The organism is Amycolatopsis sp. H20-H5, assembly GCF_035828755.1.
In the GTDB taxonomy this organism is placed as follows: domain Bacteria; phylum Actinomycetota; class Actinomycetes; order Mycobacteriales; family Pseudonocardiaceae; genus Amycolatopsis.
Genome location: NZ_JAYMZS010000134.1, coordinates 1 through 21,871, shown reverse-complemented (window position 1 = coordinate 21,871; position 21,871 = coordinate 1). Strand labels below are relative to the sequence as shown.

Below are 21,871 nucleotides of genomic sequence, written 5' to 3'. Positions count from 1 at the left end.
GCTGGGGGCGGGGGAGCTCCTGCGGGCTCGCGGCATCGAGCCGGGACCGGTCTCGGTCGACACACGGCACGCTGCCGCCGCGTTCCACAGTGAGCGGCAGCTGCGGATCGACGGCGAGTCGCCCGGCGACGTCTGGGCGTCGCTGTCCGGCGACTACCGGGCCGCCGACGGCTGGGTCAAACTGCACTGCAACTACCCGCAGCACGCCGCCGCGGTCTGCTGGTCGCTCGGCGTGCCCGCGACCAGGGCGGCGGTCGCCAAGGCCGTCTTCGCGCGGTCGGCGCGGGAGGTCGAGACGGCCGTGGTCGGCGCCGGTGGTGCCGCCGCCGCGATGCGCACCCGCGAGGACTGGCTCGCCCACCCGCAGGGCCAGGCCGTCGCCGGGCTGCCGCTGGTCGAGCTGAGCCCGATCGCCGCCGCCCCGCCGCGGGAGGTGTTCGACTCCGTCCGCCCGATGGGCAGGCTCAAGGTGCTGGAGCTGACGCACGTCATCGCCGGGCCGGTCGCCGGCCGGGTGCTGTCCGCGCACGGCGCGAACGTGCTGCACGTCGGCGCCGCGCACCTGCCGACCGTGCACCCGCTCCCGATCGACACCGGGATGGGCAAGCGCTCGACGTTCCTCGACCTGGACTCCGACGGCGGCCGCGCGAAGCTGCGCAAGCTGGTCGGCCGCGCGGACGTGTTCATCCAGTCGTTCCGGCCGGGCTCGCTGGCCGCGCTGGGTTTCGGCCCCGGGGAGCTCGCCGAGCTGCGGCCGGGGATCGTGGTGGCGGACCTGTCCGCGTACGGCTGGGAAGGGCCCTGGGCGCGGCGGCGCGGTTTCGACAGTCTCGTCCAGATGGCGTCCGGGATCGCCGACGAGGGCGCCCGCGACGCGGGGCTCGACAAGCCCGGCCCGCTGCCGGTGCAGGCGCTCGACCACGCGACCGGCTGGCTCACCGCCGCGGGCGTGATGACCGCGTTGCGCCGCTCGATGACCGAAGGCGGCAGCTGGCACGTCCGGCTCTCGCTGGCGGGCACCGGGCGCTGGCTCGATTCGCTGGGGCGCAAGGAATCCGAGGCCCCCGAGCTCGACACGACCGGGCTCCTCGAGGACGTCGAAAGCCCGTTCGGCCGCCTCACCCGCGTCAAGTTCCCCGGTGTCCTGCCCGGCGCGCCCCCGTACTGGTTCGAGGCCTCGCACCTCCCGGGTGCCGACAAAGCCACCTGGTAGTCGCCTCAGCGGAGGAAGCGGCGCAGCCAGCGGGGCCAGGGTTTCGGGAGCTCGCCGCGTTCGACGAGCCAGGTGGCGAAGTTGTCGGCGTCCTCGCGGGCGCGGGTGGTGACGGCCTTGGGATGGCCGGCCGCGAACGCCTCGAACAGCTCCCGGTACCGGTCGCCCAGCGCGTCCGGCACGTCCGGCCGCAGGAAGGCGAAGAGCCGCATTCGCTTGCGGCGCAAAACATCCGCCTCCACCCGGAGCCGGTCTGCGCGGAATCCGAGCGGTGCCGGGCCGCCAGCCAGCAGCGCGCGGACCAGCTCCGCCTGGCCCGCCGCCAGCCGTTCCCGCGGCGAGCTCATCGCGTCACCACGTCGCGCAGCGCGGCCAGTTCGGCGGCCAGTTCGCGGTCGGTCGGGTAGTCGTCGTCACGTTCCAGCAGCACACCGGGCGGGTCGACGCGGTCACGCAGCTCGCCGAGCAGGTCCAGCACCTCCGGGCGCACCGGGTGGGCGTGCGTGTCGTGGTAGACGCCGTCCTGCTCGATCCCGCCCGCCATGTGCACGTAGGCCAGCCGCTCCCACGGGATCTCGTCGAGGAACGCCGCCGGGTCGGTGCCGAGGTTGCGCGCGTTGGCGTAGAGGTTGGCGACGTCGATGATCAGCAGGCAGCCGGTGCGTTCGGTCAGCTCGCGCAGGAACTGCGCCTCGGTCAGCTCGGCGTCCGGCCACTCCAGCACCGCCGCGATGTTCTCCAGCGCGAACGGGACGTCCACAATGGACTGAGTCAGCTTGACGTTGTCCACCAGTACGTCCAGCGCCTCGCGGGTGCGGGGCAGCGGCATCAGGTGCCCGGTGTCGAGCCCGCCCGCGCGCACGAAGCAGACGTGGTCGCTGGCGAGCGGGGCGCCGAGCGCGCGGGTGACTTCGGCCAGGTGTTCCACCCGGGCGGTGTCCAGCGGCTCGGCGCCGCCCAGCGAGAGCGAGACGGCGTGCGGCAGCACCGGCATCCCCCGCTCCCGCAGGGCGAGCAGCGTCTCCGGCAGGTGCCCGGCGTGCAGGTTCTCGGCCACGACCTCGACCCAGCCGACCCCCGGCAGCCGGGCGATCGACAGGTCGAGCTCGTGCCGCCAGCCGATCCCGACGCCGAGCCTGCCCGGCTTGTCAGCCACCGCAACCACCACCACCGCCTCCTCCACCGCCGCCGCAGGAACTGCCGCCACCGCCTCCGCTGCAGGACGAGCCACCGGAGCTGGAGAAGCTGCACGTGTAGCCGCCGGTGGAGTTGCCCGAGCCGCCCCAAGCCACGTTCTGGGCGTGCATCGGCAGGAGGGCTCCGGCGAGTTCGTCGTCGGGGTACATCACGAGCCCGCCGAGCGCGACCGCCCCCGCGGCACCCGCCAGGAGCGTGCCCGTCGGTGACGCGCCCTTCCGCTGCTTCTCGGCGTCACCGAGCATCCGTCGCCCGGCCCTGGTCAGCATCCCGTGGTCGGAGCGCCCGGCTCGCCGCCACGCGATGATCGTCGCGATCACGGCCACGACGATGAGCGCGACCAGATAGGCGACCGGGTGTTTCGCCGAGACACCGCCCACCCAGCGCGCGCACCCGAGCACGATGAGCACCAGGTACAGACCGACCACCGTGCGCCGGATCAGCTTGAGCCGCTCGGGCTCCAGCACGAGTCCGCGGGCCTGGAGGCCGGCCCCCAGCGCCTTGAGCGCCTTGGCCGGGCGCACCCGGATGCGGAGGCTGGACGTGGAGGAGCCGTTGTCCCCCACATTGGCGACGACGTGCTGCTCCAGCCGGTCGGCCGGCGTCTCCCCGGTCGCCAGCACCTTCTTCGCGGTGCTGCTGACCCGCAGCGCACCTCGCTCCACCAGCGCCGCGACAGCCGTGTCGACCGCCCTGTCCGGCCCGCCGGCCAGATACGCGAGCTCGTACACGGTCAGCGGGCGGGCGTTGTCCGCCGCTGGTGCCCGCCGCGTAGCCAGTGCTGCCCAGCCGAAGCGGACAAGGATCGGTACGAGCAGCAAACCGCCGTACAGCCACAGGAAAGCCGGTCCCGAAATACCCCACAGTTCGTTCATCGTGTTCCCCTCCCTCTCTCTCCGAACAAAGAAGCGCCGTTGTCAGCCGCCGCAGCCCCCGCCGCCGCAGGAACTGCCACCGCCACCCCCACAGGAACTTCCGCTGCTGCAGGAAGATCCGCCACCGGACGAGCCGCCGCCGGACATGCCCCCGAAGGCGGTCGACGGCTGCGTCATCAAGACCGAGCTGAGCTCCTCGTCCGGGTACATCGCGAGCCCGCCGAGTGCCACCGCGCCCGCCGCGCCCGCCAGCAGCAACCCGGACGGCCGGCTTTGGTGTGCGGCCGAGTCCTCGTGGGAGGCACGCGCGTCCGCCAGCATCCGTCGGCCCGCCTTTGTCGGCGGCTGAGTCAGCTCACGCTTGCTTCGGCGCGAAGCGATGAAGGCCGCCACGAACGCGACGATGAGCAACGGGATCAGGAACCCGACCGGCCGGTGGAGCGACGCCCCGTTGAACACGCGCGCGAAGCCGAGCGCCAGGACTCCGACGTACAGCCACACCACGATCTGCTTGCTCAGCCGCAGCCCGGCGTACGGCATGACCAGGCCCCGCTGGGCGAGCCCGGCGACGAGCGACCGCATCGGCTCGCTGCGCTGGACCCAGTTCTTGATGCCCGTGGTCGTCGACCCGACAGCGTCGCTCGTGGCCTCCGCGACAGCACACTCCAGCGGTTCGGCCGGTTTGGTCCCGGCCGCCTTGAGCTTCTTGGTGCTGCTGACCCGCAGTTGACCGCGTTCGACGAGCGCGGCGACCACGGTTTCGACCACCCGGGACGCACCGCCCGCGAGATAGGCCAGCTCGTACACCGTCGGTGGCCCGCCGTCGTAGGTCGCCGTGCCCGCGCCGCGGTTCGCGGCCGCGCGGACCAGCGGGCCGACGAAGATCGGGACCAGGAGCAGGACGACGTAGATGCCGATGAAGGCCGGTCCGGAGATGCCCCAGGGATCGTTCATGTGTGCCGCCGCCTCTCGGTAGTTGCGAAGACCGTACTTTCCGGACCTCAGCGCTCATGGGCGTTCAGGAAAACCCGCAGCCCGCCCAGCGCCACCGCGCCCGCCGCCCCGCTGACGAGACTCAGATCGTCCCGGGCTTCGCCGAGCGCCCGGCGCCCGGCCTTCGTCGGCCTGCCGGGTGCCAGCACGTGCCGAAGCAGCTTAAGTGGTGGCGGCCGGGTCAGCAGGCCGCGGCCCGCGAGGTCGTCCCGCACCGCCCTCACGGCCGGGGTGAGCGCCAGCTCGGCGACCAGTTCGGCCACGGGGACGCCGTCCCGCCCCGCGAACAGACCGACCGCCTCGCGGCCGAGCGGGTCCGGCGGGAACAGGGGAGTGAGGTAGAGCCTGCCGGTGGTGCCCAGCCGGATCTGCTCGCGCTCCAGCAGCGCGGCGAGCACGGTCTCGGCGACCCGGCGCGGCCCGCCGGCCAGTGACGCCACGTGATAGACGGTCGACAGTCGGTTCATGAGAAACGCCCTCCTCCCCGGTGCGTGCGCCGTGTCGACGAGAACGCGGGGAAGAGGGCGTTGGTTGGCCGTGGCCGGTTACGACTTGGGAACGAGCTTCAGTGAGATGGAGTTGATGCAGTAGCGCTGGTCGGTCGGGGTGTCGTAGCCCTCGCCCTCGAACACGTGGCCGAGGTGGCTGTGGCACGACGAGCAGATCACCTCGATGCGCTTCATACCCATCTCGCGGTCCTCCCGGAGCATCACCGCGTCCGAGTCCGCCGGGTCGAAGAACGACGGCCAGCCGCAGTGGCTCTCGAACTTGGTGTCGCTGCGGAACAGCTCGGCCCCGCAGGCGCGGCACAGATAGGCGCCGGTGGTCTTGGTGTCGGTGTACTCACCGACGAACGGCCGTTCGGTACCGGCCTGGCGGAGCACGGCGTACTCCTCCGGGCTCAGTTCCGCCCGCCATTCCTGCTCGGACTTCACCACTCGCGGAGTGGCGCCGACAACGGGTTTCATGCCTTTCACGCTGACCACGTTACGCCGCGAGCCACTCGATCGCTCGTCCCACGATGTCCCAAGCGGTGACTATCACGCCGACGACGATGAGGATCACCACGGCCGCCGAAACCCACCAGCGGAGGCCGCCGAGGCGGTTGCTGGAATCGGCGAAATCGGAGACACCGTCGAGGCAGGCTTCGACGGTGAAGGTGGGTCCGCACCGTTCAATGCGGTCCAAGTGCTCGGCGAAAGCGCGAGCGTCCGGGTCAAACGGGTCGAGCCCGACCAGGTCCTCGTGGAACCGAGGGTGCTGACGAGGCCCGGAAGGTCCGATTTCGGCCATGTTCACAGAGTAAGCCACCGGCGGGGTCCAGCACACTCCCGGCGGCGAGTGTCACTGGTTCGCCTGGCCGAAGCCAGCCCTGGTTTCCCCGCTGATCAACGGTCCGTTGGGGCCCTGGACGACCTTGACGGTCTTGGTCTCGGGGGAGTCGCCGTTCTTGAACTTGATCGTGTACTGCACTTCGACCGAGCCGTCGGTCTCGTTCTGCCCGTTGTTGGTGTAGCGGCTGCCCGACCAGCCGTTCACGGCGTGCTCGGTCCAGAATGCCGTGAACGCGGCCTGGTCTCCGTAGCGCTGCTGGGCGTCGGGGGCGAGCATCGGCCAGGCGTTGGCCAGTGGCTGGTTGATCACGATACCGCTGGCGAAGTTATAGATCAGGTCGATCGCGGCTTTGCGGTCGACCTTGCCGCCGATGTTCGACGGCGTCGGGACAACGGACTTGGACGATGACGCCGCCGGAGGCGGCGCCACGCTCGGTGAGCTCTGCGGCGGCTGCGCGACCGTCGTGTTGCCCTTGCCGCCGCCGGAGTTGAGCACCAGGAAGACGACCACCGCGACCACGACGACCGCGGCACCCACCCCGGCGAACATCGCGGCCTTGCGCTTCGTGTCCGGAGTGGTGCCGCCCGTGTTCGCGGTGGGGATGTACGCGGCCGAAGGCGCCGGGCGGGGCGGGGTGTTCGGGGGCGCCGCGGGGGAGCGCATCGGCATGTACGCCGCGGTGGGCGCGGGCGGGGGCTTGCGCTGCTGGGGCGGCGGCGGGAGCGCGGGTGCCGGCGGCGGGGTGGGCGGGGACGAGGACGTCCCGACGCGCTGCCACGGCGGACGCTCACTGCCGTGGCCCGGCGTGTCGGGCGCCGCGGGCTGCCGGCCACCGGTGCCGGTGCCGTTGCCGGTGCTGTAGAGCGGCGGGGAGACCGCCATCCCGGGCGGGGTCGGTTCCTGGGCGGCCAGCGCGGCCAGCCTGTCGCGCGCCTCGGCCATGGTCGGCCGTTCTTCCGGCTCGGACCGCAGCAGGCTCATCAGCAGGGCCGTCGCCGCGCCCGCCTGCTGGGGCGGGTTGATCTGGCCGTTCGCCGCGGCGTAGAGCAGGGCGAGCTGGTTGGTCGTGTTGCCGTACGGCGTCTGGCCTTCGAGCGCCTGGTAGAGCGTGGCGCCGAGGGCGAAGACGTCGGAGCTGGGCACCGGGTCGGAGCCCCTGGCCAGCTCGGGCGCCAGGTAGGCGGGGGTGCCGCCGATCAGGCCGGTCTGGGTCAGCGTCATGTCGCCCGCCGCGCGCGAGATCCCGAAATCGGTGATCTTCGCGGTGCCGTGCTCGTCGATCAGGATGTTGCCCGGCTTGACGTCGCGGTGCACGATCCCGGCGCGGTGCGCGGCGACCAGTGCCGACGCGACCTGCTCACCGATGTGCGCCACCCGGCCCAGCGGCAGGGTGCCCTCGGCGGCCAGGATGGCGGAGAGGCTCGGCCCGGCCAGGTACTCCATCACCAGGCAGGGGTCGCCGCCGTACTCGGCGATGTCGAACACCACGATCGCGTTCGGGTGCTGGAAGCGGGCCGCGTTCTTCGCCTCGCGCATGGCGCGCTGGCGCATGTTGTCCCGCTCGGCTTCGGAGACACCGGGCTGGGGGAGGATCTGCTTGATCGCCACCGAGCGCTCCAGGCGCACGTCGACGGCGCGCCAGACCACACCCATGGCGCCGCTACCAATGTGCTCGGCGAGGCGGTAATGCCCCGCGATCAGCTGACCGGTATCGATGGCGCCTGCTCCTCGGACGGTAACTCTGCAAACCTGGTGACGATGGGCAAACCCTGGTGACCAAGGGTCGTACTGCTTTGCTCGCTGGACCGCGTTCCTGGCTGGACGGCGTCAAGGTCGTCAGCCTGCTACGGCGGGGTGAACCCCGGTCCGCACACCCGATCGAGTGTAGCGGGCCGCCGATCGTGATCCCCGTCAGCCAGCCGGTGTCGAGGTCACGTATTCGTCCTCGACGGCCTTCGGCGGCCGCTTCCGGAACACCCTGACCAGCCCGGCGGCGCCGAGCGCGGCGAACACCGCGTAGCAGGCCAGCAGTGCGGGCGGCGTGTCGCCGGTGAGCGCGTCGCCCAGAATCACCACCGCCACCGTACCCGGGACGCTGCCCAGCGCGGTGCCGGCGAGATAGGGGAGCAGGCGGACGGACGAAACCCCGCAGCAGTAGCTCAGCGGGGCGAACGGCACCACCGGGATCAACCGGAGCGAGGTGATGGCCAGCACACCGCCACCGGACAGCCGGTCGTTCACCGCCGCGACCGCGCTCCGGTGCAGGTGCCTCGTGACCAGGTCGCGCCCGAGCAGCCGCGCGAGCCCGAACGCCAGCCCGGCCGCGATGGTGGTGGCGAGCAGGGCGATCAGGATGCCGGTCACCGTGCCCAGCAGCAGCCCCGCCACCAGGTTGAACACCGTCCGGGGGATGGGCACCACGGTCAGTAGCGAGTAAGCCAGCAGGAACAGCAGCGGAGTCGCCGGACCGGTTGCCCGCGACCAGTCCCTGAGCTGGGCCGGGCCGGGGATCGGCAGCAGGAGCGCGGCCGCCACCAGGGCGGCGAGCACCACGAGCGCGAGGATCAGCTTGGTTCTGCCGGACACGTCACCACGGTAGGGCACCGCCGAAAACCGCGGGACGACCGCACCCCGGCTGTGCTGGACTGGCCCGATGATCAACGTCGGTGTCAACATCAACGCCCTGCGTGTCCAGCCCGACCTGCGGGGTGACTCGATCCTGCTGACCCAGCTCGACGGGACTTACGCGGCGCAGTGCCTCGCCCGGCTGAACGATCCGGAGACCCGGCGGCTCACCGGCACGCACGACGAGTTCGACCTCGAGCAGGTGCGGGCGTGGCACCGCGGGCTGGCCGGGCGTGACGACCGGGCGGACTGGGTGATCCTGCACGCGGAGACCGGCGAGTTCCTCGGCGACGTCTCCTTCAACGTCGTCGACGTGGCGAACCGCTCGGCCCAGTTCCGCATCGCGCTGGCCGCCGCCGCGCCGGGCCGGGGCTACGGCACGAGCGCGACCCGGCTGGTCCTCGACTACGGCTTCGACGTCGTCGGGTTGCACCGCGTCGGCCTCGAGGTGTTCGACTACAACCCGCGGGCGCGGCGGGTTTATGAGAAGTGCGGGTTCGTGGCCGAGGGCGTCAAGCGCCAGGCGTTGCGCTGGGACGGCGAGTGGCACGACGTGGTGGTGATGGCCGCACTGGCCACCGAGCGGGGACGGCCTGGCTGACCGTTTCGTGTCCTTCGATGGACCATACTGCTGCCCATGATCGCCATCGAGGCCCTGATCGTGCAGCCCGAGCTGCGGGGCGAGCGGGTCCTGCTGACCCAGCTGGACGGGCGATTCGCCGATGGGCTGTGGTCGTCCTTGCAGGACCCCGAGAACATCCGGCTGACCGGCACGCACCAGACGTTCACCCGGGCGCAGATCGACGACTGGGCGGCCACGCGACCGGGCCGGGAGGACCGCGCGGACTACGCCCTGGTGCGGATCTCCGACGGCGCCTTCCTCGGCGAGGTGGTGCTCAACGACATCGACGAGGACAACGACTCCGCGAGTTTCCGCATCTCGTTGGCCGGGGCGCACCTGTTCGGCCTTGGCTACGGCACGGAGGCGACCAGGCTGGCGCTGGACTACGCGTTCGACGTGCTCGGCCTGCACCGCGTCGGGCTGGAGGTGTTCGCGCACAACCCGCGCGCCGAGCGGGTCTACGAGAAGTGCGGGTTCGTCCGTGAGGGCGTGCTGCGCGACGCGCTGCGCTGGGAGCGGGAGTGGCACGACGTGGTGCGGATGTCCGTTCTTGTCGGTGACCGCCGCTAACGTGGGGGCATGCCCAAGAAGAATGGCGAGCCGGTCGAGTACCAGGTCGGGGAGCGCACCATCCGGGTGTCCAGCCCGGACAAGCCGTACTTCCCCCAGCGCGGGATCACCAAGCGCCAGGTGGTGGAGTACTACATCGCCGTCGGCGAGCCGCTGCTGCGGGCCATCGGCGAGCGTCCCACCACGCTGAAGAGGTACGTGGACGGGGTCGAGGGCGAGGTTTTCTACGCCAAGCGGCTGCCGAAGGGCGCACCCGACTGGGTGGACAAGGTGGAGATCACCTTCCCGTCCGGCCGCAAGGCCGAGGAGGTCTGCCCGACCGAGCCCGCGGTGTTCGCCTGGGCGGCGAACCTCGGCACCTTCGACTTCCACCCGTGGCCGGTCCGCCGTCCCGACGTCGACCACCCGGACGAGCTGCGCATCGACGTCGACCCGCCCGACGAGGCCGGTTTCGCCGACGCCGTGGCGGTCGCGGCCGTGGTGCGGGAGGTGCTTGAGGAGGCGGGGCTGACCGGCTACCCGAAGACCTCCGGCGGCCGCGGCGTGCACGTGCTGGTGCGGATCCGGCCGGAGTGGGACTTCATCGCCGTGCGGCACGCGGTGATCGCGCTCGGCCGCGAGGTGGAGCGGCGCGTCCCGGAGAAGGCGACCATCGCCTGGTGGAAGGAGGAGCGCGGCGGCCGCGTGTTCATCGACTACAACCAGGCCGCCCGTGACCGGACAGTGGCGTCGACCTGGTCGGTGCGCGGCACCCCGCGGGCCACCGTGTCCACCCCGCTGACCTGGGCCCAGCTCGGCGACGTGCACCCGGACGACTTCGACGTGCTGACCGTGCCAGGCGTTTACGCCGAGTACGGCGACCCGCACGCGGTGATGGACGAGAAGGCGTTCGGCCTGGAGACCCTGCTCGAGTGGTACGCCCGCGATGAGCGGGACCACGGGCTCGGCGAGATGCCGTATCCGCCCGACTATCCGAAAATGCCCGGTGAGCCGAAGCGGGTCCAGCCGAGCAAGGCGCGCGCGGACACCTGAGGGGCCGGGCCGCTCAGGTCTTCACGAACTCGCAGCCGCTGATCTGGACGTACTCGCCGTTCTTCACGGTGAACCGGGTCGCGCCCGCGGACAGGCCGTTGGCGATGACCTTCGTGCCGGGACCCGCTTTGAGCCGGGCCCAGAAACAGCGCCGGATCTCGCCCGCCGCCGGTCCGGCCGAGGTGTACGCCCCGGCCGCCATGTCGGTGCCGACCCGGTAGAGCCCGTCCGCGAATCGGGTACGGGGGCCGTCGTCGGCGATCGGCGCGGCCGTGGCCGGGGGCGCTTCGGCGGTCACGGTCACGGCGGGGGGCGGGCTCCCGGGCATTCCCGCCGTGACGCCGCCTGCGGCGAACGCGGCGGCCACGCCGACCCCGGCGCCCGCGGTGAGCGCGACCGCGATCCCGGCCAGCCACGGCCGGACGTCCGGACTGCCGGTCTGTGTCATCGACGCCTCCTCGGGACCGCTAGTGGGCTCTCGTCCCGATTCGCGGTGACGTTACCTGCGGTTGCCGATTCGAGTCTTAATTGATGGACTGAACAGGGGTGGCCAGGTGGTTTGCTGGAAAGGATGACAGATCGTCCGCGGTCGGCGGCGGTGTGTGACGGATGAATTCTGACTGTAACGTCAGGTCGATCGTCACCGACTACCCCGAACCGGGTCCCCGGAGTGAGCTGTGGAGGGAGGGCCGTCTTGGACGACCTGATCGCGTTTCTGGCCGCTCGCGTGGGACAGCGGCAAGCCTTGATCATGCAGGCGGTCAAGAAGGCCAAGAGCGGCGAGTCGCTCAACCGGGGCGAGTCGAAGGTGGTCATCGAGAAGCGGATCCGCGGGCTGACCGACATGGAGCTCGACGTGGTCAGCCAGATGATCAACGAGATCGAAGCCACCCGGCGCATCCTGCTGGCGCACCGGACCACCGTGTCGGAGAAGGTCCCCGGGTTCCCCCTCTACGGCGGCGAGTACTGGTGCGAGACGTGTCACGTGCCCAGTGACGAGGCCGGTTCGAACTGGTGCACCACGCTGCGGCTGCTGTCCCTGCCCTACGCCGACCACTCGGACTACAGCGAGCGCTGGCGGCTCTGACCCGGGAATGGCCCGGCGCACCTCGCGCGTTGATCAGGGCGTGACCTCGCTGCCGTCCCGGCTCTCTGTGCTCGACCGCTCGCCTACCCGACGCGGCCAAGGTAGCGCGCGGGCCCTGCGCGACACCGTGCGGTTCGCCCAGGACATCGAAGCGCTCGGCTACCACCGGTTCTGGGTGTCCGAACACCACAGCGTGCCGGGTGTGTCCGGCTCGGCGCCGACAGTCCTCGCCGCTGCCGTGGCCTCCGCGACCGAGCGGATCCGGGTCGGCACCGGCGGCGTCATGCTCCCCAACCACCGCCCGCTCGTGGTGGCCGAGCAGTTCGGCGTGCTCGAAGCGCTGTTCCCCGGCCGGATCGACATGGGACTCGGCCGTTCGGTTGGTTTCACCGAGGGCATCCGCCACGCGCTGGGACACGGCAGGGAGGCGGCGGACGGGTTCGGCGACCAGGTCCGCGAACTGCTCGGCTTCTTCGAGGGCACGTCCGCGTATCCCGGCGTGCACGCCATCCCCGCCGAAGGCCTGCGGGTCCCGGCTTTCCTGCTGGCCACGGGCGCCGGCGCGGCGCTGGCCGCCGAACTGGGCCTGCCGCTGGTGATCGGCGCGATCCGCGGCGAAGGTCCGATGATCGAGGCCATCGACCGCTACCGCGCCGACTTCCGGCCCTCCTCGGTGTCCTGGTCGCCTTACGTGGTGGTTTCCAGTGCGGTGGCTGTCGCGAAGACGGCTGACGCTGCCCGGCGGATGTTGGTGTCCGAAGCCTGGTCGACGGTCTATTCGCGTACCCACGGCGTTTTCCCGCCGCTTTCGCCGCCGGACGAGATCCTGGCGCTGCCGATGACCGACCGCGAGCGGACCCGGCTTGAGCAGTCGCTGGACGGGCAGATCGCGGGCACCCCGGACGAGGTCGCCGAGACGCTGGCCGCCCTCGCCGCGCGCACCGGCGCCGACGAAATACTGGTCACGACCAGCGTCTACGACCAGGCCGAGCGGCTGGATTCCTACCGCGCGCTGGCCGAACTCGCGGGTCTCCGTGAAACGTCGTCCGCCCGGTAGCTGTTCACTCGGGTGACGCCGTCCGGCGTGCCGCGGAGAGCGCGCCGCCTGCGGCGTGCAGCATCAGGGCCAGAAGCTGGTCTTCGGGGATGTCACGCTGCTCCAGCCAATCCGCCAGCAGCCCTTCGATGAACCCGATCCACCCGCGAACCGCGTAGCGCAGCACTGGGGTGTCCGGCAACGGTGGCAGGTCGAGTTCGGCGCGGGCGTCCCGCATGCCCGCCAGCATCAGGTCGACCTGCTTCCGGCGGGCGTCCCGCATGATCGCCTGGAGTTCGGGGTTGGCGCCGCCACCCTTGCCGAGCAGGATCCGCAGCGGCTCGCCGTAGCTGTCGGCCCACCTGATCAGCGCGGCCAGTACCGCAGCGGTCCGGTCCGCCGCGGGGACTTCGGGGTCGGGTGCCGTGCACCGGGCCAGGTCGTCGGCGGCCTGCCGGACGACCTCCACGTAGAGCGCGCTTGCTGGGGAAATAGTAGTAGAGGAGCCCCTTGGCCAGGTTCGCCTCGGTGGCGATCTCGTCGATGGACACCTGGTCGTAGCCGTTGCCGAGCACGGGATCGCCCTGCTCACCGGCGTTCCCTCCGCGTTGACCTGGCTCGACGCACGCCTGGGTGGGAAGCCCGCGAACGCCGGTTGTCACACGCGCACCGTCCTGTCGAACCTCCTGCAGCCCGGCACCGCCGAGGCCTTCGGCGGCCGGTTGATCTACGCCAACTTCCTGGCCCTGCTGGGACTCCCCGTCGGCCCGGCCGGGCTCTACGGCCCCGTCGGCCAGCTCTGACTGGTCCAATCACGTCCGTTTGGCCCGCTCTGTTCGCCTCTGAAGGCCACCATGAGGGCGTTAGAGTCCCTCATGGTGGCCTTCAGAGGCGCAGCTGGAGCTGGGTGAGCAGGCGCTGAGCCGGGTCGTCGAGGTCGATGCCGGACACCTCGCCCGCGCGCCGGACGCGGTAGCGGACGGTGTTGGGGTGGATGTTCAGCACGCCCGCCGCGCGCCGGACATCGCCGAACGCGTCGAGGTACGCCAGTACCGCGGGCACCAGGATGCCCCCGTGTTCGGCGTCGTGCGCCACCAGTTCCGTCAGCCGGGGATCGCGGATCCGGGGCTGCTGCGAGAGAAACGCCAGCACCTCCGACAGGAGCACCTCGGCGCGGACGTCGGCGAGCGAGGCGACGTCCTCGGTCCAGTGGCCGCGCGCCATCGTCGCCAGGACGCGGTCCGCGTCGCCGCGGGACGCCGCCGCTTCGGACAGTGTCGCCACCATCCCACCCAGGGCCGCGCGCACCGGCAGGTCGAGGTGGCGTCGCGCGGCGGCCACGATTTCCTTGGCCAGCGCGGAAACCCGGGCTTCGGCGTGCTCGGGGAGGTCCGGGAGCAGCGCGTACACCCTGGCGCCGATCACGCTCACCAAGGCGCTGCGCCGGTACGCGGCGGTGTGCACGGCGATGAGGTGCACGAGCTCGGCCCGCCGCAGCTGCCGGTCCACCTGGCCGCTCTCGCGGTGCAGCGCGAACGCCAGCACCAGCGCGGGCCGGGCCGGGTCGGCGCCGATGTCGTCGGCCACGGACTCCGCGTCGACCCGTCCGTCGAGCAGGCTGGCCAGCAGGTCCTCCCGCAGCCGCAGCTCCGGGCTCGGCAGCGTCCGGTGCCGGATCAGCAGCGGGGCGAGTGTCCGGCTGGCGCCCAGCAGCGCGACCTCGGCTTGCTCGGTGAGCGGTTTCGCGCCCTCCTGGACCCAGATCGTGCCCAGTGGCTGCGAGCCCGCGTGGATGCCCGCGACGATGCGCGCCCGGATGCCGAGATCGGGCCGTTCGTCGATGCGCACGATGCCTTCACCCGCGCGAAGTCGCTGGTAGACGCCCCATTCTCGCAACATCGCGAGGTAGCGCTCCGGGCCTTCGCGCCCGAGGATCGACAGCCGCCGCAGCTCGTCGACCTCGTCGCCCGCCCGCGAGTAGGCGAGCACTCGGCTCGCGGTGTCCTCGATGCTGACCAGGCCGCCGGTCAGGGTCGCGATGGTCTGCGCGAGGGAGAACAGGTCACCGAGCACCTCGCCGCTTTCGGCCTCGCCACCCACTCGTGCGACGTCGACGACCCCGCGCGCCAGCGCCTCGACCTGCTCCCAGCGCGCTTCGACGCCCACCGCGAGCAGCGCCACCCCGGCGTCGGCCGCGATGTCCGCCAAGCCCGCGCCGCCTTTGACCGCCACGGCCGCCGCTCCGGCGCGCCCGGCTGCCCGGACGGCGGGCGCGGCGTCACGGCCTCGCGCGCCGATGACCAGCACGAGGTCCCCCGCGTGCGGCTCTGGCGGGTCCTCTGGATCGAGGATCACGACGTCCTCGACGGCGACGCCCAGGCCGCGCGGCGCGACCAGCAGCCGCAGCAACGGCTCGCCGAGGGTGCCGAGCACGTGGCGTAGCGACGTGCTCGGGGGCGGTGTCATCTCGCGTGTCATCCGATCGGACAAAGTCATCACCCTGATTCTAGCCGTTGGAACAACCCACGCGACCGCCTGCGGAGTTACCGTTCGGGGCAAGAGCCAATGCAGGTGTTATTCGTCAGGAGCCGCCGGTGGACGCCGTGACCCAGACCCCCGCCCCGAAGAACGAGCCGGTGCTGACCTACGCGCCCGGCAGCGCTGAGCGCGCTGAACTCGAGGGCGCGCTCAAGCAGCTGGGCAACGCCGACCCGATCGACATCACCGCCACCATCGGCGGCGTGCAGCGCGCCGGCGGCGGCGAGAAGATCCCCGTCGTGCAGCCGCACAACCACCAGGCCGTGCTGGGCACCATCCACAGCGCGACCGCCGCCGACACCACCGACGCCATCGCCGCCGCCGCGGCCGTCGCGCCGGAGTGGCGCGGGCTGTCCTACGACGACCGCGCCGCGATCATCCTTCGCGCCGCCGACCTGCTGTCCGGCCCGTGGCGCGCCAAGCTCAACGCCGCGACCATGCTCGGCCAGTCGAAGACCGCGACCCAGGCCGAGATCGACGCCGCCTGCGAGCTCGCCGACTTCTGGCGCTTCAACGTCGAGTTCGGCCGTCGCATCCTCAACGAGCAGCCGATCAGCTCGCCGGGTGTCTGGAACCGCCTCGAGCACCGTCCGCTCGAGGGCTTCGTCTACGCGATCACGCCGTTCAACTTCACCGCGATCGCCGGTAACCTGCCGACCGCGCCCGCGTTGATGGGCAACACGGTCCTGTGGAAGCCGTCGCCGACGCAGAGCTTCGCCGCGCACCTCACCATGCGCCTGCTCGAAGAGGCCGGTATGCCGCCGGGCGTCATCAACCTGCTCCCCGGCGACGGCAAGGCCGTCTCCGAGGTCGCACTGACCCACCGCGACCTGGCCGGGATCCACTTCACCGGTTCGACCGCGACGTTCCAGCACCTCTGGGGCACCGTCGGCGCCAACATCGCCGGTTACCGCAGCTACCCGCGGCTCGTCGGCGAGACCGGCGGCAAGGACTTCATCCTCGCGCACCCGTCGGCCGACGTCGACATCCTGCGCACCGCGATGGTCCGCGGCGCTTTCGAGTACCAGGGCCAGAAGTGCTCCGCCGCTTCGCGCGCCTACGTGCCGCGTTCGCTGTGGTCGAAGCTCAAGGACGACCTGATCTCCGAGACCGAGGCGCTGACCTACGGCGACGTCACCGACCTGAGCAACTTCGGTGGCGCGGTGATCGACCGCCGCGCGTTCGACAAGCACGCGGCCGTCCTGGCCAGTGCCCAGAACGACGCCGAGATCGACGTCATCGCCGGTGGCACCGTCGACGACAGCGTCGGCTACTTCGTGCGCCCGACCGTCCTGGTCTCGGACAACCCGAACCACGACATCTTCCGCACCGAGTTCTTCGGCCCGATCCTCGCCGTGCACGTCTACGACGACGCCGACTACGACCAGGTGCTCAAGTTGGTCGACGAGACCGCCCAGTACGCGCTGACCGGCGCGATCATCGCCAACGACCGCCTCGCGGTGGCCAAGGCGTCCGAGGCGCTCCGCTTCGCCGCGGGCAACTTCTACGTCAACGACAAGCCGACCGGCGCCGTCGTCGGCCAGCAGCCCTTCGGTGGCGCCCGCGCTTCGGGCACCAACGACAAGGCGGGCTCGATCTTCAACCTCCAGCGCTGGACGAGCCCCCGCTCGATCAAGGAGACCTTCGTGGCCCCCACCAGCGTCCGTTACCCGCACCAGGGCTGAGGCCCGCTAGCTCAAGGAGTCAGTGATGTTGCGTGCCCCGTTGCTGGCCGCCGCCCGATCGAGGCGGATGCGCTCGCTGATCGAATTCGTGCCCGTCACCCGATCGGTGGTAGGCCGGTTCGTCGCCGGGTCCGAGACGGCCGACGCCACCCGCGTCGTCCGTGAACTGGCCGAGGACGGCCGTCGGATCACCCTCGACCACCTCGGCGAGGACACCACTGACGCCGCGCAGGCGGCCACGACCGTCCGCGCCTACGAGGAGATGCTCTCCGCGCTCGCCGCCGAGGGCCTCGCCCGGGGCGCGGACGTGTCGGTCAAGCTCTCCGCCGTCGGGCAGTCGTTGCCGGTCGACGGCGAGAAGATCGCCCTGGAGAACGCCCGGAAGATCTGTCTCGCGGCGGCCGCCGTCGGCGCCACGGTCACCCTCGACATGGAGGACCACACCACCACGGACTCGACGCTCGGCATCCTGCGTGCGCTGCGCGTCGACTTCCCGTGGGTCGGTGCGGTGCTGCAGGCGTACCTGCACCGCACCGAGCAGGACTGCCGCGAGCTGTCCGGCCCCGGCTCGCGAGTGCGGCTGTGCAAGGGCGCGTACTCCGAGCCCGAGTCGGTCGCGTTCCAGGGCAAGTCCGAAGTGGACAAGTCGTACGTCCGCTGCCTGAAGGTCCTGATGGCGGGCGAGGGCTACCCGATGGTGGCCTCGCATGACCCGCGGATGATCGCGATCGCGGAGCAGCTCGCCATGGACGCCTCGCGGACCCCGGCGGACCACGAGTTCCAGATGCTCTACGGCATCCGTCCCGACGAGCAGCGGCGGATCGCTTCCGACGGCGAGACGATGCGCGTCTACGTCCCGTACGGCGACGAGTGGTACGGCTACTTCATGCGCCGCCTGGCGGAGCGTCCGGCGAACCTGACGTTCTTCCTGCGCGGCTTGGCCACGAAGAGCTAGCTCGATTGCCCCTGAAGGCCACCATCACGGCGTTTAACGCCGTGATGGTGGCCTTCAGGGGCATCTGGGTCAGGCCTGCTTCTTGAGCTCGGTGAGGTCGACCTCGCGGGCCTTCTGGATCAGCTCTTCGAGGGACTTCTCCGGCAGCGCGCCGGGCTGCGCGTAGATGACGGTCTTGTCGCGGATGATCGCGAGCGTCGGGATCGACCGGACGTCGAACGCGGCCGCGAGCTGCTGCTCGTTCTCGGTGTCGACGCTGGCGAAGACGATGTCGTCGTGTGCCTCGGACACCTTCTCGTACACCGGCGCGAACTGGCGGCACGGACCGCACCAGCCCGCCCAGAAGTCGATCAGCACGAAATCGTTCGCGGAGACGGTTTCGTCGAAGTTGGCGGCGGTCAGCTCGACTGTGCTCATACGTGTGCGAACAAAACCGGCCCCGGTGCGCATTCCCGGCGCGCGGGCGTAGCGTTCGGGCAGGTTGACCAGCCGAGGAGGAGACACATGGCCGACGGAGAGATCCACAGCCGTATCGACGAGCTCGTCAGCGAGGAGCACCAGCTGCGCTCGCGGGCCCTCGGCTCCGGGCTCACCTCGGAGGACCGCACCCGCCTCGCCGAGGTGGAGCAGCAGCTCGACCAGTGCTGGGACCTGCTGCGCCAGCGCCGCGCCAAGGTCGAGTTCGACGAAAACCCCGAAGACGCCAAGGCCCGCCCGATCAGCGAGGTCGAGTCCTACCGCCAGTAGACGCTCGTCCCCGGTGTCATGAAAGGGTCTTTGCGGACACTTTTTGTCCGCAAAGACCCTTTCATGACACTAGCGGGAGGGTCAGGCGGGGCAGAGGGTGCCGTCCACCGGGATCTTGCCGTCGGTCAGGAAGGCGCTGGCCGCGTCGGTGACGCAGGGGGAGGTGCTGAACGCGCCGTGGCCCGCTCCCTGCCAGGAGATCGTCACCGCGCTGGGCATCTGGTCGGCGGCGCGGACGGTGCCCTGCTCGGGGGTCATCGGGTCGGCCGCCGTGCTGGCCACGAGGATCGGGGGCGCGCCCGCGGCGCCCGCGGGCGGCAGGGCTTCGCGGCGGACCGGCCAGGGGCTGCACCAGGCCAGCTGCTGGGCCAGGACGGTGCCGAACTGCGGGTACTTGCCCTTCATGACCCCGGCGACCTTGGTGATCTCGTCGGCGGGCAGGCGGGTGGCGCTGTCGTTGCAGCGGGTGGCGATCGTGCCGTCCAGCCGGGTGGGTTTCGCGCGGGAGTCCAGCAGGAACGGCGCGGCGAACGCCTGCAGGCCGTCGACGTTCCCGGCGCGGGCGGCGGTGATCGCGTCGGCCAGCTCGGGCCAGCGGGAGCGCTGGCCCAGCCCGGCGTAGACGGCGTAGAGCGCGATGCCGGGCCCGAACTCGGCGCCGTCCTCGCTGACCGCCGGGGAAGTGCGCAGCCGGTCGGCGACGGCGGTCAGCGCGGCCTTGGGGTCGCCGAGCGAGCAGCCCCGGCTCACGCAGTCCGCGGCGAACGCGTCGAGCGTCGTCTGGGCTCCGGCGGCGACGGCGTCGAGGACCGCGGCGGTGTCCGCGCCGGGGTCGGGCAGCCCGTCGAGGACCACCCGGCCGACCTGGCCAGGGTAGCGCACGGCGTAGTCCGCGAGGACTTTCGAGCCGTCGCCGTGGCCGAGCGCGTTGAGCCGCTCGAGGCCGAGTGCCTTGCGCAGCTCGTCCAGATCACCCGCGCCGCGCCAGCTGTCGAGCGCGACCTGGGCGTTGTCGAGCTCGATCGCGCACTGCTGGCCTGCCTTGCGGGCCGCGTCCAGCACCGGCTCGAGGTCCTGGGCCGCCGGGTCGCCGCCGAGCAGGTCGCGCCGGACCGGGCCGGGGATGCACTGCACGGGCGCGGACGCGCCGGTGCCCCGCCGGTCGACGCCGACCAGGAAGAATTTCTGCAGGAACGCGGGCGGCAGGGTGGCGGCGAGGCGCGCGGTGTAGAGCGAGCCGGGTTCGCCGTCGACGTCGTTGACCACCGCGAGCGGGATCGTGCCGGTGCCGACCTTGAGCACCGAGATCCGCGCGAGCCCGCGGCCGGGCAGGTCGGGGGCGTCGAGTGTGGTCGCGACGCGGGCGCAGCTGAACTTCAGGGAGTCGGGCACGGCGGGGGAGCCGAGCCGTTCGCGGGTGTCGGCGTCGCAGTCGCTCCACTTGATCGACGGGGACTGCGGCTCGGCCAGCGGCGGCAACGGCGCCGGCTGGGCGGCGGGCGGCACGTTCGGCCGCGGCTTCCCGTCGTTCTCGACCACCGCGGGCCGTACGGACGGGCCCGCGGTGCAGCCGGCGAGCACGGCCGAGACGAGCATCGTGACCATCACCAGCCGGGGCCGGGAACGAAGGCTGCTGGCGAAACCACGGCGGCGCACGGGCTGGTCCTCACTTTCCGGACAGGATTTCGCTGAGCTTCGCACGCCCGGTGTAGGGCCCGGGTTAGCGGGTCCGGACCACTTCGCCGCGGAACACCGCGTCGAGGTCGTAGCGCGCGACTTCCGCCAGCTGGGCGTACCCGCACGACGCGACCTCCCGGTCGGGGCGCCAGCGCACGAACTGCGAGGTGTGCCGGAACCGGGCTGGCGCACCGCCTTCGGTGTGTTCATAGGCGACCTCGACCACGCGGTCGAGCGCCAGCGGCACCCACGGCTGTTCCTTCGACTTCCACCGGGTGATGCCGCCGGGGACCCGCTGGCCCTCTTGCACCGCGTCACCCAGCCAGGGGTGATCGGCGCCGTCGGTGATCAGCGGCGCGAGCTCCTCGGCCAGCTCGCGACGCCGCGTGACGGGGAACGAGCCGACGACGCCGACGTGGTGCAGCAGCCCGTCGGCGTCGTGGAGGCCGAGCAGGAACGAGCCGACGAGCTCGCCCGGCTCGCCGTCCACGTGCCAGCGCAGCCCGGCGAGCACACAGTCGGCGGTGCGCTTGTGCTTGTACTTGAGCAGCACCCGCTTGCCCGGCGCGTACGGCTCGGCCAGCGGCTTGCCGATGACCCCGTCCAGCCCGGCGCCCTCGAACAGCTCGAACCAGCTCCGCGCGGTCTCCGGGTCGGTGGTGGCCGGGGTGAGGTGGACTCCTTCGACGTTCAGCGCTTCCAGCCGCGCGCGGCGCTCCGACGTCGGATCCTCCAAAAAGGACTCGTCGCCGAGCGCCAGCAGGTCGAACGCGACGAACTCCGCCGGGTTCTGCTCGGAGAGCAGCTTCACCCGGCTCTCGGCCGGGTGGATCCGCTCGGTCAGCGCGTCGAAGTCCAGCTTGCCGTCACGCGCGATCACGAGTTCGCCGTCCAGCACGATCCGTTCGGGCAGCGACTTCGACAGCCGCGCCACCACCTCGGGGAAGTACCGGTTGAGCGGCTTCTCGGAGCGGGACTGCAGGGTGAGCTCGTCGCCGTCGCGGAAGACGAGGCAGCGGAACCCGTCCCACTTCGGCTCGAACAGCAGCCCGCCGGAGTCCGGGATCGCTTTCGCCGGCTTGGCGAGCATGGGCTTCAGCGGCGGCCGCAGCGGAGAGGACATGCGCGCATTCTGCCCGAAAGCCCGCTCAGCGCACCCGCTGCTTGGTGCCCGTGTCGAGTTCCACCCGCACCGCGGTCGGCAGGACCTCCACCCCGAGCGAGTCCCTGGCCCGCGCCAGCACGAAGGTGTCGAGCTCCGCCCATACCTTCTTCAGGTCGGCCCCTTCCCGCAGCCACAGCTCCAGCCGCAACGCCGGGTGCTCGCCGGTGCCGACGGACCGGGCCCTGGCCCGGCTGACCCCGTCGATCAGCTCGGCGTCGGCGCGCACGGCCCCGGAGATCGCGGCCGCGGTGACGATCAGCTCGTCGCCGGGCTCGCGTTCCAGTGCCAGGTCGGGACGTCCTTCCTGGCGCACCGACCGGCCGAACCACCAGAGCCCGAGCACCAGCAGGACCACGCCCGCGACGATCGCGCCGATCCGGGACGGGGTCGCGTGCGCGCCCAGCCAGTCTGCCGCCATCGGGTCCAGCACCGCGCGCTGGGCGCGGTACTCGCCCAGCCAACCGGCGCCGACGACGAGCGCGCCCGCACCGGCCAGCAGCGCGAGCAGGCCGACGAGGA

26 protein-coding genes and 1 pseudogene are annotated in these 21,871 nt (G+C 71.5%); 10 read left to right on the top strand and 17 right to left on the bottom strand.

What is annotated here, in order from left to right; translation table 11 throughout:
- The coding region (locus QMK34_RS40705; protein ID WP_326420149.1) for a CoA transferase at positions 1–1,213 on the top strand (1,213 nt) is incomplete at its 5' end.
- A gap of 5 nt (positions 1,214–1,218) precedes the next feature.
- Here the strand turns inward: QMK34_RS40705 and QMK34_RS40700 are convergent.
- From QMK34_RS40700 to QMK34_RS40660, 9 genes are all read right to left on the bottom strand, one after another.
- Complete coding sequence (locus QMK34_RS40700) at positions 1,219–1,560, bottom strand: hypothetical protein (RefSeq protein ID WP_326420148.1); 342 nt, start codon at positions 1,558–1,560, stop codon at positions 1,219–1,221.
- Positions 1,557–2,369 (bottom strand): DUF692 domain-containing protein, encoded by an 813-nt coding sequence (locus QMK34_RS40695; protein ID WP_326420147.1) that lies wholly within the window; start codon positions 2,367–2,369, stop codon positions 1,557–1,559. The genes QMK34_RS40700 and QMK34_RS40695 overlap by 4 nt, the downstream gene beginning before the upstream one ends.
- Positions 2,362–3,285 carry a TIGR04222 domain-containing membrane protein gene (locus QMK34_RS40690; protein WP_326420146.1) on the bottom strand — a complete coding sequence of 308 codons (924 nt, stop codon included), beginning with the start codon at positions 3,283–3,285 and terminating at the stop codon, positions 2,362–2,364. Before QMK34_RS40690 ends, QMK34_RS40695 begins: the two co-directional genes overlap by 8 nt.
- Positions 3,286–3,327: 42 nt before the next feature.
- A complete protein-coding gene (locus tag QMK34_RS40685; RefSeq protein ID WP_326420145.1) occupies positions 3,328–4,239 on the bottom strand; it encodes a TIGR04222 domain-containing membrane protein in 912 nt (303 codons plus the stop codon).
- A 47-nt stretch (positions 4,240–4,286) separates the two neighbouring features.
- Entirely contained in the window at positions 4,287–4,745 is a 459-nt protein-coding gene (locus tag QMK34_RS40680) for a TIGR04222 domain-containing membrane protein (RefSeq protein WP_326420144.1), read from the bottom strand.
- A 78-nt stretch (positions 4,746–4,823) separates the two neighbouring features.
- Entirely contained in the window at positions 4,824–5,246 is a 423-nt protein-coding gene (gene msrB, locus QMK34_RS40675) for a peptide-methionine (R)-S-oxide reductase MsrB (protein ID WP_326420143.1), read from the bottom strand.
- A gap of 19 nt (positions 5,247–5,265) precedes the next feature.
- On the bottom strand, positions 5,266–5,571 hold the full coding sequence (locus tag QMK34_RS40670; RefSeq protein ID WP_326420142.1) for a hypothetical protein: 306 nt from the start codon (positions 5,569–5,571) through the stop codon (positions 5,266–5,268).
- Between the two features lie 51 nt (positions 5,572–5,622).
- The gene (locus QMK34_RS40665; protein ID WP_442785330.1) at positions 5,623–7,266 is read right to left on the bottom strand and encodes a serine/threonine-protein kinase; all 1,644 of its coding nucleotides are present in this window, start codon (positions 7,264–7,266) and stop codon (positions 5,623–5,625) included.
- Positions 7,267–7,524: 258 nt separating this feature from the next.
- Complete coding sequence (locus QMK34_RS40660; RefSeq protein ID WP_326420141.1) at positions 7,525–8,199, bottom strand: TVP38/TMEM64 family protein; 675 nt, start codon at positions 8,197–8,199, stop codon at positions 7,525–7,527.
- A 67-nt stretch (positions 8,200–8,266) separates the two neighbouring features.
- On the opposite strand from QMK34_RS40660, the gene QMK34_RS40655 reads away from it, so the two are divergent.
- The 3 genes from QMK34_RS40655 to ligD are packed head-to-tail and all read left to right on the top strand — an operon-like array spanning position 8,267 to position 10,462.
- On the top strand, positions 8,267–8,839 hold the full coding sequence (locus tag QMK34_RS40655) for a GNAT family N-acetyltransferase (protein ID WP_326420140.1): 573 nt from the start codon (positions 8,267–8,269) through the stop codon (positions 8,837–8,839).
- 36 nt (positions 8,840–8,875) lie between these two features.
- Positions 8,876–9,430 (top strand): GNAT family N-acetyltransferase, encoded by a 555-nt coding sequence (locus QMK34_RS40650; protein ID WP_326420139.1) that lies wholly within the window; start codon positions 8,876–8,878, stop codon positions 9,428–9,430.
- 9 nt (positions 9,431–9,439) lie between these two features.
- A complete protein-coding gene (ligD, locus tag QMK34_RS40645; protein ID WP_326420138.1) occupies positions 9,440–10,462 on the top strand; it encodes a non-homologous end-joining DNA ligase in 1,023 nt (340 codons plus the stop codon).
- Between the two features lie 13 nt (positions 10,463–10,475).
- Here the strand turns inward: ligD and QMK34_RS40640 are convergent, their stop codons facing one another.
- The gene (locus QMK34_RS40640; RefSeq protein ID WP_326420137.1) at positions 10,476–10,910 is read right to left on the bottom strand and encodes a hypothetical protein; all 435 of its coding nucleotides are present in this window, start codon (positions 10,908–10,910) and stop codon (positions 10,476–10,478) included.
- A gap of 246 nt (positions 10,911–11,156) precedes the next feature.
- Here QMK34_RS40640 and QMK34_RS40635 point away from each other — a divergent pair, with 246 nt between their 5' ends.
- Together QMK34_RS40635 and QMK34_RS40630 are read left to right on the top strand one after the other, a co-directional pair.
- Positions 11,157–11,549, top strand: a complete 393-nt coding sequence (locus QMK34_RS40635) for a DUF6221 family protein (RefSeq protein WP_326420136.1) — start codon at positions 11,157–11,159, stop codon at positions 11,547–11,549.
- Positions 11,550–11,556: 7 nt separating this feature from the next.
- Positions 11,557–12,606, top strand: a complete 1,050-nt coding sequence (locus QMK34_RS40630; protein ID WP_442785329.1) for an MsnO8 family LLM class oxidoreductase — start codon at positions 11,557–11,559, stop codon at positions 12,604–12,606.
- A 4-nt stretch (positions 12,607–12,610) separates the two neighbouring features.
- On the opposite strand, the gene QMK34_RS40625 is transcribed toward QMK34_RS40630, so the two are convergent.
- Both QMK34_RS40625 and QMK34_RS48135 read right to left on the bottom strand, forming a co-directional pair.
- Entirely contained in the window at positions 12,611–13,054 is a 444-nt protein-coding gene (locus tag QMK34_RS40625) for a hypothetical protein (RefSeq protein ID WP_326420134.1), read from the bottom strand.
- A gap of 13 nt (positions 13,055–13,067) precedes the next feature.
- Positions 13,068–13,160: pseudogene (locus QMK34_RS48135) on the bottom strand (TetR/AcrR family transcriptional regulator); the annotation flags it as partial.
- 33 nt (positions 13,161–13,193) lie between these two features.
- Between QMK34_RS48135 and QMK34_RS40620 the strand changes: the two are divergent.
- Positions 13,194–13,388: a hypothetical protein gene (locus QMK34_RS40620; protein WP_326420132.1), complete on the top strand. Its 195-nt coding sequence runs from the start codon at positions 13,194–13,196 to the stop codon at positions 13,386–13,388.
- A gap of 82 nt (positions 13,389–13,470) precedes the next feature.
- On the opposite strand, the gene QMK34_RS40615 is transcribed toward QMK34_RS40620, so the two are convergent.
- Entirely contained in the window at positions 13,471–15,081 is a 1,611-nt protein-coding gene (locus QMK34_RS40615) for a PucR family transcriptional regulator (RefSeq protein WP_326420131.1), read from the bottom strand.
- A 98-nt stretch (positions 15,082–15,179) separates the two neighbouring features.
- On the opposite strand from QMK34_RS40615, the gene pruA reads away from it, so the two are divergent.
- Positions 15,180–16,808, top strand: coding sequence for an L-glutamate gamma-semialdehyde dehydrogenase (gene pruA, locus QMK34_RS40610; protein ID WP_326420130.1), 1,629 nt, complete (start codon positions 15,180–15,182; stop codon positions 16,806–16,808).
- A 25-nt stretch (positions 16,809–16,833) separates the two neighbouring features.
- Positions 16,834–17,763: a proline dehydrogenase family protein gene (locus QMK34_RS40605; protein ID WP_326420129.1), complete on the top strand. Its 930-nt coding sequence runs from the start codon at positions 16,834–16,836 to the stop codon at positions 17,761–17,763.
- Positions 17,764–17,832: 69 nt separating this feature from the next.
- On the opposite strand, the gene trxA is transcribed toward QMK34_RS40605, so the two are convergent.
- Positions 17,833–18,180, bottom strand: a complete 348-nt coding sequence (gene trxA / locus QMK34_RS40600; RefSeq protein ID WP_326420128.1) for a thioredoxin — start codon at positions 18,178–18,180, stop codon at positions 17,833–17,835.
- 87 nt (positions 18,181–18,267) lie between these two features.
- Between trxA and QMK34_RS40595 the strand changes: the two genes are divergently transcribed.
- Complete coding sequence (locus QMK34_RS40595; RefSeq protein WP_326420127.1) at positions 18,268–18,510, top strand: DUF2630 family protein; 243 nt, start codon at positions 18,268–18,270, stop codon at positions 18,508–18,510.
- An 81-nt stretch (positions 18,511–18,591) separates the two neighbouring features.
- On the opposite strand, the gene QMK34_RS40590 is transcribed toward QMK34_RS40595, so the two are convergent.
- From QMK34_RS40590 to QMK34_RS40580, 3 genes are all read right to left on the bottom strand, one after another.
- A complete protein-coding gene (locus QMK34_RS40590; protein ID WP_326420150.1) occupies positions 18,592–20,115 on the bottom strand; it encodes an alpha/beta hydrolase in 1,524 nt (507 codons plus the stop codon).
- A 115-nt stretch (positions 20,116–20,230) separates the two neighbouring features.
- A complete protein-coding gene (locus QMK34_RS40585) occupies positions 20,231–21,310 on the bottom strand; it encodes an ATP-dependent DNA ligase (protein WP_326420126.1) in 1,080 nt (359 codons plus the stop codon).
- Positions 21,311–21,335: 25 nt separating this feature from the next.
- Positions 21,336–21,871, bottom strand: a 536-nt coding sequence (locus tag QMK34_RS40580; RefSeq protein WP_326420125.1) for an alkaline shock response membrane anchor protein AmaP, incomplete at its 5' end; no start/stop codon positions are given.

Bases quoted from the DNA above. Each gene is read 5' to 3' on its own strand.
- msrB (WP_326420143.1), bottom strand. From the start codon at position 5,246: ATGAAACCCGTTGTCGGCGCCACTCCGCGAGTGGTGAAGTCCGAGCAG.
- QMK34_RS40605 (WP_326420129.1), top strand. From the start codon at position 16,834: ATGTTGCGTGCCCCGTTGCTGGCCGCCGCCCGATCGAGGCGGATGCGC.
- QMK34_RS40665 (WP_442785330.1), bottom strand. From the start codon at position 7,266: ATGGGTGTGGTCTGGCGCGCCGTCGACGTGCGCCTGGAGCGCTCGGTG.
- QMK34_RS40590 (WP_326420150.1), bottom strand. From the start codon at position 20,115: ATGGTCACGATGCTCGTCTCGGCCGTGCTCGCCGGCTGCACCGCGGGC.
- trxA (WP_326420128.1), bottom strand. From the start codon at position 18,180: ATGAGCACAGTCGAGCTGACCGCCGCCAACTTCGACGAAACCGTCTCC.
- QMK34_RS40585 (WP_326420126.1), bottom strand. From the start codon at position 21,310: ATGTCCTCTCCGCTGCGGCCGCCGCTGAAGCCCATGCTCGCCAAGCCG.
- QMK34_RS40615 (WP_326420131.1), bottom strand. From the start codon at position 15,081: ATGACTTTGTCCGATCGGATGACACGCGAGATGACACCGCCCCCGAGC.
- QMK34_RS40650 (WP_326420139.1), top strand. From the start codon at position 8,876: ATGATCGCCATCGAGGCCCTGATCGTGCAGCCCGAGCTGCGGGGCGAG.
- QMK34_RS40700 (WP_326420148.1), bottom strand. From the start codon at position 1,560: ATGAGCTCGCCGCGGGAACGGCTGGCGGCGGGCCAGGCGGAGCTGGTC.
- QMK34_RS40655 (WP_326420140.1), top strand. From the start codon at position 8,267: ATGATCAACGTCGGTGTCAACATCAACGCCCTGCGTGTCCAGCCCGAC.
- QMK34_RS40680 (WP_326420144.1), bottom strand. From the start codon at position 4,745: ATGAACCGACTGTCGACCGTCTATCACGTGGCGTCACTGGCCGGCGGG.
- QMK34_RS40640 (WP_326420137.1), bottom strand. From the start codon at position 10,910: ATGACACAGACCGGCAGTCCGGACGTCCGGCCGTGGCTGGCCGGGATC.
- QMK34_RS40690 (WP_326420146.1), bottom strand. From the start codon at position 3,285: ATGAACGAACTGTGGGGTATTTCGGGACCGGCTTTCCTGTGGCTGTAC.
- QMK34_RS40670 (WP_326420142.1), bottom strand. From the start codon at position 5,571: ATGGCCGAAATCGGACCTTCCGGGCCTCGTCAGCACCCTCGGTTCCAC.
- QMK34_RS40630 (WP_442785329.1), top strand. From the start codon at position 11,557: ATGGCCCGGCGCACCTCGCGCGTTGATCAGGGCGTGACCTCGCTGCCG.
- QMK34_RS40595 (WP_326420127.1), top strand. From the start codon at position 18,268: ATGGCCGACGGAGAGATCCACAGCCGTATCGACGAGCTCGTCAGCGAG.
- QMK34_RS40685 (WP_326420145.1), bottom strand. From the start codon at position 4,239: ATGAACGATCCCTGGGGCATCTCCGGACCGGCCTTCATCGGCATCTAC.
- ligD (WP_326420138.1), top strand. From the start codon at position 9,440: ATGCCCAAGAAGAATGGCGAGCCGGTCGAGTACCAGGTCGGGGAGCGC.